This is a genomic window from Azospirillum thiophilum, from assembly GCF_001305595.1.
Classification (GTDB): Bacteria; Pseudomonadota; Alphaproteobacteria; order Azospirillales; family Azospirillaceae; genus Azospirillum; species Azospirillum thiophilum.
In genome coordinates, this window is record NZ_CP012402.1 from 388,178 (window position 1) to 402,507 (window position 14,330).

Sequence of the window (14,330 nt, forward strand, 5' to 3'; positions counted from 1 at the left end):
GTGACTTGATGACCTGCCTTACGGGTGGATGGGGCGGAACGGGGATTCGGCACCGCCTGAATCCGTGGCGCATTCTGCGGCGGAAACCGTCGCAGAATGCGCCGGGGAGCGTGCCGGGGCAACGGTGAAGCCGACCAGCGTGATGTCATCGCGTTGCGGGCGGTCGCCCTGGTGCTCCGCCAGCGCGGCGGCGAAGGCCGCCTTGCGGTCGGCCATCGGGACGGCGGCGTGCGCCAGCAGCATGGCGTTGAAGCGGCGGTTGCCGAAGCCGAAGCCGCGCGCGCCGCCGGCCTGGTCGAGGAATCCGTCGGTGGTCAGGTAGAAGCTGCGGCCGGGCGCAAGATCCACCCGGTGCGTGGTGAAGCGGTGGCCGATGTCCGACCGGCGGTAGCCCAGGCTCTGCGCGTCGCCCTTCACCTCGCCGACCGAACCGCTTCCGGCGGCGGTCTCGACGATGTGCAGGCCGATCCGGCCGCCGGCGAACAGCAGATCGCCGCGATCGGGCCGCACCAGGCACAGCCCGATGTCCAGGCCGTTGTCGAAGCGCGGGTTGTCGCGTCCGCGGGCGAGCGCGGCGCGCACCATGCGGTTCAGCCGGCCCAGGATGGCGGCCGGATCGCTGTCCGGCGTTTCCGACAGCACATGGTCGAGGATGGCGGAGACCGTCATGGTCATGAAGGCGCCCGGCACCCCGTGGCCGGAGCAGTCGGCGACGCCGATCAGGAACCGCCCGTCGTCGAACTCGCGGAAGATGTGGAAATCGCCGCCCACCACGTCGCGCGGACGCCACAGCACGCACAGCCCGTCCAGCCGGCGCGCCATCGCCCGCTCGTCCGGCAGGATCGCCGATTGCAGCAGGCTGGCATACTGGATGCTGTCCATCACCTGCCGGTTGACGACGGCGAGCTGTTCATTGGAGTGGCGCAGCTCTTCCGTCCGCTCGGCGACGCGCTGTTCCAGCCGCTCGGTGTAGCCGTGGACGGTCTTGGCCATGTGATTGAAGGCGACGGTCAACTGGCCGATCTCGTCGGCCCGGCGGTTGCGCAGGCGGACGCGGTAGTCGCCGGCGGCGATCTCCCCGGCCGACCGCGTCAGCCGCGCCAGCGGCGCCAGCACCAGCCGGTTCAGCAGGATGCTGATCATGCCGATGACCGACAGCAGAGAGAATAAGACCAGGCCGGCCATCGGCGCCAGTGCGGTCAGGGTCGCGCTCTCCGCCTCCTCCAGCGAATAGGTCAGCCGCAGCAGGCCGACCATCGTCCGTTCGCCGGTGCTGCCGGAAATGCCGATCTGCCGTTCGATCGTCGCCAGCTCCGCCCGCCCGGCCGGGCGCTCCACCGTCACCAGCGGTTCGCCATGCCCGCCGCGTCCGCCGGAGGCCGCCCACACCTTGACGCTGCGCACCGCCGGATCCTCGGCCATCAGGCCGCGGATCATCGCTTCGACCCCGCGGGTGTCGTATTCCCAGACCGCCTGTCCCATGGCCGACGCCTGGAGCGTGCCGACCAACGCGGCGCGGTGGGTCAGCGCCTCGCGCTGCTGGCGGCCGACCAGCACCGACGACACGCCCATCGCGATCATCCCGACCAGCAGGGTGCAACCGACGATCATCAGGATGACGCGGGTCAGCAGCGACGAACCGCCCGTGGGGACCGTGCTCTCTTCCGCGCCCTGGGGGCCGGAGCCGCGAAGCGTATAGGACTCGGTGTCGTCCCATCCCGTGACGCTCATCCACATCCTCCTGATCCGTCCGGGCGGGGCCTGTCCGTCCGAAACAGTCTTCATGGCAGTCCCGGTCCGGTCTGCCGCCAACCCGCGCTCATCAGTAAATCCACCCCTGGATGCGGCACGCCGACAGTCATCGAACCGGCCTCCGGGCATGATGCGTGTGGCGGATGGGACTATCCTTAACACGTTCGCCCTAACCAGTCGTGAAAGAACATGTGGCAACCGCGCTCTTCATTGCCCGGTGTCCGGCCGAATCGAAACGACTGGCCACTGCCGGCGACGAAGATCGGCGAATTGCGACGAATTGTGACGATCGCCATGCCGAAATCCGGGAGCCGTTGCCGAACATGAGCTTTTCCGTGGAGCTTTTCGGTGGACTGCCGCGGCGTTTCGCGTGCTAGGCTCCGGCCCGTTCGCTTGCCGGCGGGGGAGGAAGGGGCATGGCTTTCGGTGTTCGGGCATTCGCTGCCACGGGTGTCCCCGCGGCCGTCCTGACCGCCGCATTCGTCCTCGCCCAGGTTCTTGCCCCGGCTCCGGCGTCGGCCCGTCCGGTGACGGTGCTGGCGCCGGAAGTGCCGCCGATGATGTCCGCCGACGGGACCGGGCGCGAGGCCTCGATCATCGGCGAGACGCTGGCCGCCTGCGGACATCAGGTGCGCTTCAAGGTGGTGCCCTTCGGCCGCCATTGGAACGAATTCCGCAACGGCGCCGCGGTCGATGCCGTCGCCACCATTCCTGCCGGCATGGCGATGCCGGGTGCGCGCAGCGTCCCCTACATCCTCTACCGGAACGGTGCATCGGTGTTGAAGTCCAGCGGGCTGGCGGTGCGCTCGCTGGCCGACCTCGCCGGCAAGCGCGTGATCGCCTTCGCCGGGGCGCCCGATGTGTTGCCGGGCCTGCGCGCGGCGATCCCCAGCTTCGAGGATTTCCGCGAGCGCGCCGACCAGATGGTGCATTCCAACCTGCTGTTCGCCGGCCGGGTGGACGCCGTGCTGGCCGACGGCCTGATCTTTGCCGAATACAACCGCCAACTGCAGGAAAAGGCCAGGTTGGCCGGCGGCCTGCCGTTCGACCCGTCCCAGCCGGTGGCGTTCACCGCGATCTTCCCGCCGACGCCCTATGCCATGGTCTTCCGCGACGAGTCGCTGCGCGACGGCTTCGACCGCTGCTTCGCCGGCCTCAAGGCGCAGGGCCGGGTCGACGCCATCGACCGCGCCGCGGTGGCGCGTTACGCGGAAACCGTCGGCGACCGCTACCTGTCGCCCAGGTGAGGGACGGGAACGGAGATCGCGCAGGCCCGGTTGGATCGGATCGGGCGGATTGGCTTTGCGTAAGCCGTTCAGACGGTTAATATAACCTCATACGAATGTGGATGGGGGCGTGAGGCGTCGTGGCCCGGATCATTGTGGTCGAAGACGAAACCGACCTGCGCGACGATCTCGTCGAATATCTGGATCGCTGCGGGTTCGAGGTGCAGGGCGCGTCGCGCGGGGCGGAGCTGGACCGGCTGCTGGACGCCGGCCCGGCCGACGTGATCGTGCTCGACGTGAATTTGCCCGACGAGGACGGCTTCTCGGTCGCCCGGCGCATCCGCGCCACCTCGCATGCGGCGATCGTCATGCTGACCGCGCGGTCCGGCCTGATCGACCGCGTGATCGGGCTGGAGCTGGGCGCCGACGTCTATCTGGTCAAGCCGGTCGATTTCCGTGAGGTCGAGGCGCAGATCAAGGCGCTGATGCGCCGGATGCAGAAGGGCGGCACCGTCGCGCCGGCCCAGCCGGAGCCGCCGCCCGCCCCGGTCCCCGGCGAGGCGCGCAAGGCGTGGGTGTTCGACGATGTCGAATGGCGTATCCAGCCTCCGACCGGTGCCCCGGTGCCGCTGACCGCGACCGAGTACAAGTTCCTGTCCCTGCTGGTCACCGTCCCCGGCGAGCCGGTGAGCCGGCAGGACATCTCCATCGCGCTGACCGGGCGCGACTGGGATCCCTACAGCCGCTCCATCGATTCGCTGGTCCGCCGCCTGCGCATCAAGGTGGAGGAGCGCAGCGGCTGCCCCCTGCCGGTGCAGGCGGTGCACGGCGTCGGCTATGCCTTCGTCGGCCCGGTGGTCGGCAGCGCGGCGGAGGAGGGCACCGGCGGATAGCGGTCTCGACTCTCGACTCCCGGCCCGCCTTCGGCGATGGTAGCGCCCGCAAGGAAGGGACGAGAGACGACCATGACCGCCAGCGACGCCGGAACCACCGCCGCCACCGAAACCACCGCCGTTGGGGCCGCCGCCCCGACCGGCGACGGCAGCGGCCTGTATCTGGTCGACGGCTCCGGCTTCATCTTCCGCGCCTTCCACGCGCTGCCGATGCTGACCCGGCCGGACGGCACGCCGGTCAATGCGGTGCTCGGCTTCTCCAACATGCTGCTGAAACTGCTGGCCGACATCAAGGCGGAGGCGGTCGCCGTCGTCTTCGACAGCAAGCGGCTGAATTTCCGCAACGAATTCTATCCCGACTACAAGGCCCACCGCCCCGAGCCGCCGGAGGAGCTGAAGCCGCAGTTCGCGCTGATCCGCGAGGCGACCGAGGCCTTCTGCCTGCCCTGCCTGGAGCTGGAGGGCTATGAGGCCGACGACCTGATCGCCACCTATGCCCGTCTGGCACAGGAGGCCGGCCGCGAAGTCACCATCGTCTCGTCCGACAAGGACCTGATGCAGCTGGTTCGTCCCGGCGTCGGCATGTTCGACCCGATGAAGAACAAGACCATCGGCCCCGACGAGGTGTTCGAGAAGTTCGGCGTCGCCCCGGACAAGGTGGTCGACGTCCAGGCGCTGGCCGGCGACAGCGTCGACAATGTGCCGGGCGTCCCCGGCATCGGCGTGAAGACCGCGGCCCAGCTGATCACCGAATATGGCGACCTGGAGTCGCTGCTGGCCAATGCCGGCAAGATCAAGCAGCCGGCCCGCCGCCAGAAGCTGATCGACTTCGCCGACCAGGCGCGGGTATCGCGCCGTCTGGTCCTGCTCGACGACAACGCCCCGCCGCCCAAGCCGCTGGACGAGCTGCGCGTCCGCGAGCCGGACCATCAGAAGCTGATCGATTTCCTGCGGGCGCAGGGCTTCCGCAGCATCGTGACCCGCGTCGAGATGGAGATGCAGAAGGACGGCCGCCTCGCCGACGGCGCCACCTTCCCGGCTGCTGCCCCCTCTGCCTCCTCTGCCGCCGCCGCGACGCCCGCCGCCGCCGATGCGGCCGTCCCGCCGTCCGCCGCCGCCGGGCCGGAGGAGCGCCCCGCCCGCCGGACGGTTCTGACCGTGCCGGAGGTGCGCTACGAGCTGGTGCAGGATGCAGACGCCCTGCGCGCCTGGGTCGACCGCGCCCGCGAGACCGGGGTGCTGGCGGTGGATACCGAGACCGACAGCCTGACCCCGGCGACCGCGACGCTGGTCGGCGTGTCGCTGTCGACCGCGCCCGGTCTGGCCTGCTACATCCCGCTCGCCCATGTCGCGCCGGGCACCGTCGCCGGCCAGCTCGATTTCGACGCCCCGCCGCCGCCGGTGCAGATCCCGACATCCGAGGCGATGGCGATCCTCAAGGACGTGCTGGAGGATCCGTCGGTCCTGAAGATCGGCCACAATTTCAAGTTCGACCATCAGCTGTTCGCCCGCAACGGCATCCGGGTGGCGCCGGTCGACGACAGCATGCTGATCTCCTACGTGCTGGAGGGCGGCGCCCACGGCCACGGCATGGACGAGCTGGCCGAGCTGCATCTCGCCTACACGCCGATCCCCTTCAAGGAGGTCTGCGGCACCGGCAAGGCCCAGATCACCTTCGACCGGGTGCCGCTGGACAAGGCGCTGGCCTATGCCGCCGAGGATGCCGACGTCACGCTGCGGCTGTGGACCCTGCTGAAGCCGCGTCTGGTCGACGAGCGTCTGGTCACCGTCTATGAGACGCTCGACCGCCCGCTGATCCCGGTGGTCGCCGACATGGAGCGGGCCGGCGTGCACATCGACCGGCAGGCGCTGGCCGGGCTGTCGCAGGATCTGTCGGTCCGCCTCGCCGAGATCGAGAAGGACGTCCACGCGCTGGCCGGCCAGAGCTTCAACATCGGCTCGCCCAAGCAGCTGGGCGAGATCCTGTTCGACGGCCTGAAGCTCGGCACCGGCAAGAAGGGCAAGACCGGCGCCTATTCCACCGACAGCAGCGTGCTGGAGGAGTTGGCGGAGCAGGGCCACACCATCGCCCAGCGCGTTCTCGACTGGCGCCAGCTCGCCAAGCTGAAGAGCACCTACACCGACGCGCTGCAGGAGAAGATCTCGCCGGTGACGGGGCGGGTCCACACCGCCTTCGCGCTGGCGGCGACCAACACCGGGCGGCTGTCCTCGACCGATCCCAACCTGCAGAACATCCCGGTGCGGACGGAGGAGGGCAAGAAGATCCGCCGCGCCTTCATCGCGTCCCCCGGCCACAAGCTGCTGAGCGTCGATTATTCGCAGATCGAGCTGCGTCTGGTGGCGGAGATGGCGAACATCCAGGCATTGAAGGACGCCTTCCGCGACGGGCTGGACATTCACGCCGCCACCGCGGCCCAGGTGTTCGGGATTCCGCTGGAGCAGATGACGCCGGACATCCGCCGCAAGGCCAAGGCGATCAATTTCGGTATCATCTACGGCATTTCCGGCTTCGGCCTGAGCCGCCAGCTCGGCATCGCGCCGGGGGAGGCCAACGCCTTCATCAAGGCCTATCTGGAGCGCTTCCACGAGCTGAAGGTGTGGATGGAGTCGATCAAGACGTTCGCCCGCCAGCACGGCCATGTGGTGACTCTGTTCGGCCGCCGCTGCTACATGCCCGGCATCCAGGACAAGAACGCCGCCCGCCGCGCCTTCGCCGAGCGCCAGGCGATCAACGCCCCGATCCAGGGCACCGCGGCCGACATCATGAAGCGGGCGATGAACCGCATGCCCGCCGCGCTGGCCGCCGCCGGCAGCAGCGCGCGGATGCTGCTGCAGGTGCATGACGAACTGCTGTTCGAGGTGCCGGAAGCCGAGGCCGAGGACACCGCGCGGATCGTCCGCGGGGTGATGGAGGGCGCGGCACAGCTGGGCGTGCCGCTGGTGGCGGAGGCGGGGATTGGGGACAACTGGGAGGAAGCGCACTGAGGAATATTCTATATCAATGCACCTAAGTAGGGCCTGAATACTTCCATCGCTCTTTCATACTGATTTGTGTCTAGAACCAATCCACCCTCCGATCCGACATGAAAAACTTCATCGTCTCTTAGCTTTAGATCGTAGCTTCCTTCGGAAGCTACGATGACCTGCGCATCTTTGGGCTGTTGCTCAAACATGAAATGCATGATTCTTTCAATGTGCTTTTCATCCTGCCCTTGCTGATTTGGGGCATCAACAACAATAGGGCAACGAGGAGAAACACTATATCTTCTGCCGGTCGCGATTACTGCAAAGTAATACGCGAATAGAGAGCGTGGGGTAGTGCTCCCTCTTCCTAAATCTGGCGGCATTATGTCAGAAAGCATATTTTCTGGAGTGCTAACATCGAGGTATTTGCAAAATTCTTTAAGAATATTTGAGAAAAAGGATGTAATGTCTTCAACTCGGTCTTGAGAAACCTGATGCTCCATCAGTCTCTTGAGTTCTGAAATCTCTTGCGTGACACCAGATATCTGCGAGTCAAGCGAGGCTATTCTCGCCCGAATAGAACTATCAGCTTCAAATTTTCCTTTTGCTCTTATTACGTCAATTAACTGAACGCCGCTTTTCCGGAAGGAAAGAATTTTCCTAATTGAGACGAGTTTTTCAGAAATCTTAGTAAGATTGTTTTGGTTTCTTGCGATCTTGAGATCGACAGTCTTAATGAGGGATTTGGCTCTGTTGGCGGCATGAATAAAACTATCTTGATCTTTTACAAGCCCAAATTGGGCGGTTGATGAATTTGAGAATGCATTTCCGCAGGTTGGGCAAAATATTTCTTTTGGCTGCTTTATAAGGAAACGAATGCTATCGTCCATGTCGCACAGTGCAGCTGTGGCAATATCTCTTTGTTCTTGCCAAATTCTCTTTTCTTCTTTTAGTCCAGCTATTTTTGCTTTGTACAACTCCTCTAATGCCATGAGTGTATTGAATTCCTTTATAAGAGAAGTGACCTGAGATTCAAAATTTGATAGGTCTAGTGATACTTTAACGTCAGGCATTGACGCACCGAGCGCAGATAGTGCTTGATGGGCACCATCTCGCAAACGAAGTATTTTCTTTCTTTCAGTTTTTTTTGATTCCATTTGAGCCCATGCAATGTAATACTCCCTTGACTTGAGTCCAATATGGTATTCAGCTAAGGATCTTTTTGATTGGTTTCTGGTAAGTTCTTTAAAGGAATTCCAAGCAGAAGACCAACTTTTATCCTGATCCATATAAAATGGCGCAAAAATATGAGCACAAGAAGGAGATACAGGATTTCCAGCCTCATCTCCGATCAGCATCCCAAAGTCAAGAATCTCGGACCAAAATCGAGATAATTTGTCTGAGCTGCTTGACTCTATTAATAGGCCTCTATCTTCTGAATATACTGACGTATATCCAGCTGTTCTTAAAACAACATATTCTTGATTATTGATTGTTATTTCCAAAAGTGTGCTAACAGAAGCTTTCTGCCATTTCTTATCAACTTTGTGAGGTTGCGTTCCAAATGCCTCATATAGACTCTTCATTATCGCGGATTTTCCCTTCTGGTTTGCCGCTACTATCAGGTTTCGGCTCGGAGTAAATTTTATTATCAAGCCGCTGCGCTCGTTCTGGGATAGCAAGCAAAGACGAGAAAATTTCAGTATGCGCATTGTTTTGGTTCCTTAATGAGTGGATAAGGCGATAGAGACTAAGGTTACGATTTTCGTTCATTCAAAAATCTCATATGCTTCGACTATTGCGCCACTAAATGATAGATCAGAAGCGTCACGAATATCTAGATCTTCGATTTTCAGATTTGATAAAAGTTTAGCCGTATCCAAATATGTTTCAGGAAGAGTTCCAGAAACTTTATAGATTTTAAGAATATCTAGGGATGCGTTCGAGAATTTTATATAATTTGCGCAACCTTTATTGCGCATATAAATATATTTTTGACAATTTCTCTCCATTTTCTCGATAAATGGACCCTTTTTCCCTATTCCCATAAGCTCTTCCTTTATGTATGGCCAACACCGGTCAAAATTTGGTGCGCTGGATGCTTTTGCCAAAAATTCCTCTAATTCCGTTGCGGAAAGTGATTTTTCTTCACAAATTTCTTCGTAACTCGAAAATTTTCTCGCTGTTCCGATCTTATCCTCAACTTTTAGAATCAACGTGTCCGAAACCCCACGTATGGGGGAATGACCATCAAGTTCTCCTCTCTTCTTCATCTCTTCTTCAATAAAGTAATAAATAGCGGCTCTATGATCATTGATACCCAATTTTGTTTTTTCAATCAAGAATACTTTCCGATATTCCTCATCAGGAGCTGTGCTGCAATCCTCTTTTATTGTATTGGAAATAGTTTTCCAATCATCCTCATGGACCATCGTGCCAGTAATAAGAAAATCACCAGTACTAGATTTTCTGCCACTAGAGAGGGTTATGTGTATCTTTGCGTTAGTAATTAAACCGCAAATTTTCAAATGTTCTCCAAATTGCTGATAATTTTTGTACATTCTTCCAACAATGGATTTTGGAGGTAAGGCTCCAATTTCCTCAGATATCTTTGAGGGCGTGCAATTATTACCTTCCCAACCTTTAATTTGATAGCTCTCGATGCAATTCGGTGTAATGCAATCATGAACAATTATAAGATCATCAATCCAATCAAAAAAAGCCCTATAGTTACTATTCCGCTGATGAATATTTAGAACCTTTAATAAAGAAGCGTCGGCTTGAAAGCGAAATCGGTCCGCCGCCCTTGCCCCATCTATTTCGCGAGCTTCTGTAATCTTTCCGATAATTTTGTTCATGATGCGAGGCACCGTATAAGGGTGGATGATGGAACCATCTCACTTGTCAAATTATACGCAAAAGCTACACACGAATCTATCGTTGAGATGAGTTCCGTGCAATGGGGTGACTGAACACGCATATCTATCAGAATGTGATATCGGCTTGGTGGTGGATGGTACTGTTACCACCACAAGGTCTACACCCTCCACATATTCCTATTGAGTATGCTCGCCCCTCCCGCCATTCCCACAACGCATTGAACCCGCATAGTTATGTGTGTTACCCCCGACGGACCAGAAATATCCCTTTGAAAAGGAGGGGTTCGCGTGGCGTCCGTTGCCCAGAAGATCGCGTTCGCGCCGGTGGAAACCCGTCGTGCCCTCGTCTATGCCGCCCTGTCGCGGAGCCAGGGGGCCGTCGCCATGAACATGGCGGTGGACTCCGTCCAGACCTCGATCGACCGTCTCAAGCGGGTGCTGTTCCCCTGGATGGTGCTGGATTTCCGCGGGGAGCCGACCAAGACCAAGGCGCTCTGCATCTTCAAGATGTTCCTCAGCGACAAGGAGGATGACACCGCCGCCTACGCCAAGCTGTCGAGCGAGATGAAGACGGTGGAGCAGAACTCCAAGCTCGCCAAGAGCATGAGCTGGTTCAAGCGGGTGAAGACCTCGAAATCCCGCACCGTCGACAGCAACATCTTCGACGACATGTTCCTCCTGCATCTGGAAAACGATCCCAAGGACACGCTGAGATACCAGATGAACCAGGAGCTCTTCGCCCAGATCCTGCGCACGCCGCCGACGCTCAGCCAGGGCAAGGATGTGCTGGCCGCCGTCCGCACCATCCGCCAGACCTGCAAGGAGGCCGGCTTCGACCTGAAGAATCTCGGGCTGTCCGACAGCTTCACCTGATCCGGCGCCCCCCCTTGCGGCGTTCCGGTTGCCCGGCCTACCCTCGGGGCCGGCTATGACCTTCGGCAGTCTCCGGTCGGGTCGCGCACTGGAAGGAGGCAGGGCCATGCAGCGTTGCGGACGGGGCCGAGCGGATGTGGCCCCAACTCGGGCCGCGGGCTCGCCGATGCGGGGGCTGGCGCTGGCCGCAGCGGTCCTGCTGGGTCTTGCGCTCCTGCCCATCCCTGCCGACGCCGGGCCTGCCGCCGGGTCCGACCGCCTGCAACGGCTGCTCGACCGTTTCCTGGCCGACGAGGAACTCGACGGCGGAATCCTGCTGGTGTCCGGTCCCGATGGCCGGCGCGTCGTCGTGTCGGGCATCGCCGACCGGCGCGGCAAGCGGCCGGTGACGGAGGATACGCGCTTCTACGTCGCCTCGGTCGGCAAGATGGCGACCGCCGTCGCGGTGTTGCAGCAGGTGGAGGAGGGGCTGGCGGCGCTCGACCAGCCGGTGCGGGCGTTGGCGGGGGATCTGCCGCTCGGCCGCCTCGCGAATGCCGGCCGGGCGCGGCTGGTCCATCTGCTCGACCACAGTTCGGGCATTCCCGACTATCTCACCGACGCCTATGCGGAGGACGAGGCGGCCGATCCCGACCGGTTGCCGCGCGGCGGCGCGCTGCTGGCCTATGCCCATGGCGAGCCGGCGACCGGTCCAGTCGGCGGGCATTACGCCTATTCCAACAGCAACTATGTCCTGCTTGGCCACATCGCGTCGGTGCGCGACGGGGCTCCCTTCGCGCAGGTGCTGCAACGCCGGGTGCTGGAGCGGGCCGGCATGGCGTCGACCAGTGTCGGCGCCGATCCGCGCGACCGCAGCCTTGCCCATGGCTATGACGGGGAGGGCGACGTCAGCCGCCGGTCCTGGGCGGCCACGACCGGCGACGGGCCGCTGGTCGCCACCGCCGGGGATTTGGAACGGTTCGTCTTCGCCCTGTTCCGCGACGGCCGCCTGCTGGGGCCGGCGATGGTCAGGCGCATGCAGGCCCCATCGGAGAACGAGGAGGGGCAGGGGCTGGGCGTCGCGCTGTGGACGGATCGCTGGGGCCGCGGCGTCGGCCATGACGGACGCTATGACGGGTTCGAGGCCGATGTCCGCTATTACCCCGGCCGGCGGATGGCCTTGATTTTCCTCACCAACGGCAACCAGCAGAGCGACGATGCCCTGCTGGATGCGGTGGCGGCCGAGCTGTTCGGGAAATGAGTCCCGCCGGCCCGGGGCCGGCGGTACACTGTGTTCGCAACGGGGCCGGAGATCCGGCGGTGCCGGATGGATGGAACAGTGAACAGGGTGCGGAAACCTGTTTCACGGCGTTCCAAACGTTCCATCCGCCGCCCGCCCGGCCTGCTCCGGTCAGGGCATGAACTGCCCGCCGTTGACGTCCAGCACCTGCCCGGTGATGTAGCCGGAACAGGCGTGCGAGGCGAAGAACAGGAAGGTCGGGGCGCATTCGGCGGGTTGGCCGAAGCGGCCCATCGGGATGCCGGTCGACACCCGGGCCTTGGCCGCCTCGTCCTTGTCGGCGTGGAAGGCGGTGTCGAAGGTGCCCGGCGACACCGTGTTGAAGCGGATGCCGTCCTTGGTGTGGAAGGCGACCCAGTTCTTCTGGATGTTGTGCAGCCACGCCTTGGCCGCGCCATACAGCCCGGCCCCCGGCCCGCCGCCGGTGTAGCCGGCGACCGAGCCGACCAGGATGACCGAGGCGGTCTGCCCGCTCTCCCCGGCCGACCGGCGCAGGTGCGGCAGCGCATGCTTGGTCGTCATCAGGGCGGAGCGGGCGTTGAGGTCGGTCACCGCGTCGAAGAAGGAATCGTCGATCTCCTCCAGCGGTTTGCGGCCGACCAGCCCGCCGGCATTGTTGATCAGCACGTCGATGCCGCCGAACCGCTCGACGAAGGCATCCACCACCGCCTTGCAGGCGTCGCCGGAGCAGAGGTCGCCGGCGAAGAAGGCGGCCTCGCCGCCGTCCGCCGCCATGGCGGCCAGCGTGGCGTCGAGCCCGGCCGGCTCCTTGCGGCCGTTGATGCCGACCTTGGCGCCGCGGCGGGCGAAGGCCTGCGCCGCGGCCAGCCCGATCCCCTGGGTGGAGCCGGTGATCAGGACGCGGCGGCCCTTCAGATCGTCGAACATGGACGTGTTCCCTTATTGTCAGGCTTGATTGAGCGGGCTGGCGGTGCCGCCGGCGCGGCTCTCCAGCCGGTGCGCCCGCCAGCGCTTCACCAGCGGCAGCAGCAGCGTCAGGATGGCGATGGACAGCAGGATCGCGGTGATCGGCCGGCTGTAGAGGAAGTCGTAGCTGCCGCCCGACAGCGACAGCGCCCGGCGGAAGTTGGCCTCGGCCATCGGCCCCATGATCAGCGCCAGCACCACCGGCGAGGCCGGGAAGTCCCACTTCTGCATGAAGTAGCCGGCGATGCCGGCGGCCAGCATGATCCCGATGTCGAACAGGCTGTTGTTGATGGCATAGGTGCCGACCACGCACAGCACCAGGATGACCGGAGTCAGCACCGACTTCGGCATCTGCAGCACCCGGCCCATGAAGCGCAGCGACCCCAGCCCGATCACCAGCATGGCGACGTAGCAGAACAGCATCCCGGCGAACAGGGTGAAGACCAGATCCGCATGTTCCTTGAACAGCAGCGGTCCCGGCTGCAGCCCCTGCAGCGTCAGGGCGCCCAGCATCACGGCGGTCACCGCGTCGCCGGGGATGCCCAGCGTCAGCATGGTCAGCAGCGCGCCGCCGGTGCAGCCGTTGGCCCCGGCCTCGCAGGCGGCGACGCCGGCCAGCTCGCCCTTGCCGTAATTCTCCGGCGTCCGGCTGAAGCGCTTGGCCTCGTTGTAGGCGACATAGGCGGCGATGTCGGCGCCGGCGCCGGGGATGATGCCGATCACCACGCCCAGCCCGGTGGAGCGCGCCACGGTGCCGAGCATCCGGCGGTAGGTCGGCCAGTCGGGGATGATGCGGCCCAGCGCCGCCGCCATGCCGAGCCGGACCTTCGGATCCTCCAGCGACTTGAAGGCTTCGGCGGCGGCGAACAGCCCGATCATCACCGGGATGAAGGGGACGTTGAACAGCTCGGTATAGCCGCCGGTGAAGCGGGGAAAGCCGTCCATCGGGTCCATGCCGACCGTGGCGATCAGCAGCCCGAGGAAGCCGGCGATCAGCCCCTTCACCACCGACCGGCCGGAGATGCTGGCGATGATGCTCAGGCCGAAGACGGCGAGCGCGAAGCTCTCAGACGCGCTGAACTCCAGGGCGAAGCCGGCCAGCAGCGGCGCCATGAAGATCAGGACGATGATGCTGGCGGTGCCGCCCAGGAAGGAGGACAGCGTCGCCGTGCCCAGCGCCACGCCGGCCATGCCCTTCTTGGTCAGCTCGAACCCGTCCATCGCCGTGGCGGCGGCGGCCGGGGTGCCGGGGATGCGCAGCAGGATCGCGGTGACCGACCCGCCATAGATGCCGCCGAAGAAGACGCCGGAGATCATCAGCAGGCCCGACACCGGGTCCATGCCGAAGGTGAAGGGCAGCAGGATGGCGACGCCCATCGTCGCGGTCAGGCCGGGCAGGGCGCCGATGAGGATGCCGAGCGCGACGCCGACCAACGCCAGCAGCAGCGCCAGCGGGTTGGCGGCCAGCGCCGCGAAGCCGCCCATCAGGAGGTCGAGTTCATGCATGGCGGCGGCT

General features: G+C 62.9%; 10 protein-coding genes. 5 read left to right on the forward strand and 5 right to left on the reverse strand.

Annotated elements, in window-relative coordinates; translation table 11 throughout:
- Positions 1-18: 18 nt before the first annotated feature.
- On the reverse strand, positions 19-1,731 hold the full coding sequence (locus AL072_RS15600) for a SpoIIE family protein phosphatase (protein ID WP_245636879.1): 1,713 nt from the start codon (positions 1,729-1,731) through the stop codon (positions 19-21).
- Positions 1,732-2,168: 437 nt separating this feature from the next.
- Here AL072_RS15600 and AL072_RS15605 point away from each other — a divergent pair, with 437 nt between their 5' ends.
- The 3 genes from AL072_RS15605 (at position 2,169) to polA (ending at position 6,877) form a co-directional block, all read left to right on the forward strand.
- Positions 2,169-2,999: a substrate-binding periplasmic protein gene (locus tag AL072_RS15605; RefSeq protein WP_045583268.1), complete on the forward strand. Its 831-nt coding sequence runs from the start codon at positions 2,169-2,171 to the stop codon at positions 2,997-2,999.
- Positions 3,000-3,118: 119 nt separating this feature from the next.
- Positions 3,119-3,871 carry a response regulator transcription factor gene (locus AL072_RS15610; protein WP_045583267.1) on the forward strand — a complete coding sequence of 251 codons (753 nt, stop codon included), beginning with the start codon at positions 3,119-3,121 and terminating at the stop codon, positions 3,869-3,871.
- 72 nt (positions 3,872-3,943) lie between these two features.
- A complete protein-coding gene (gene polA / locus AL072_RS15615; protein ID WP_045583266.1) occupies positions 3,944-6,877 on the forward strand; it encodes a DNA polymerase I in 2,934 nt (977 codons plus the stop codon).
- A gap of 8 nt (positions 6,878-6,885) precedes the next feature.
- On the opposite strand, the gene AL072_RS34340 is transcribed toward polA, so the two are convergent.
- A complete protein-coding gene (locus AL072_RS34340) occupies positions 6,886-8,442 on the reverse strand; it encodes a hypothetical protein (RefSeq protein WP_158511068.1) in 1,557 nt (518 codons plus the stop codon).
- 183 nt (positions 8,443-8,625) lie between these two features.
- The gene (locus tag AL072_RS33495) at positions 8,626-9,714 is read right to left on the reverse strand and encodes a dsDNA nuclease domain-containing protein (RefSeq protein ID WP_082109059.1); all 1,089 of its coding nucleotides are present in this window, start codon (positions 9,712-9,714) and stop codon (positions 8,626-8,628) included.
- 309 nt (positions 9,715-10,023) lie between these two features.
- Here AL072_RS33495 and AL072_RS15620 point away from each other — a divergent pair, with 309 nt between their 5' ends.
- Positions 10,024-10,608 (forward strand): hypothetical protein, encoded by a 585-nt coding sequence (locus AL072_RS15620; RefSeq protein ID WP_045583265.1) that lies wholly within the window; start codon positions 10,024-10,026, stop codon positions 10,606-10,608.
- A 166-nt stretch (positions 10,609-10,774) separates the two neighbouring features.
- Positions 10,775-11,848, forward strand: a complete 1,074-nt coding sequence (locus tag AL072_RS15625; RefSeq protein ID WP_045583264.1) for a serine hydrolase domain-containing protein — start codon at positions 10,775-10,777, stop codon at positions 11,846-11,848.
- 150 nt (positions 11,849-11,998) lie between these two features.
- On the opposite strand, the gene AL072_RS15630 is transcribed toward AL072_RS15625, so the two are convergent.
- Entirely contained in the window at positions 11,999-12,775 is a 777-nt protein-coding gene (locus tag AL072_RS15630) for an SDR family NAD(P)-dependent oxidoreductase (RefSeq protein WP_045583263.1), read from the reverse strand.
- Positions 12,776-12,793: 18 nt separating this feature from the next.
- Positions 12,794-14,320, reverse strand: a complete 1,527-nt coding sequence (locus tag AL072_RS15635; RefSeq protein ID WP_045583262.1) for a tripartite tricarboxylate transporter permease — start codon at positions 14,318-14,320, stop codon at positions 12,794-12,796.
- Between the last annotated feature and the right edge of the window lie 10 nt (positions 14,321-14,330).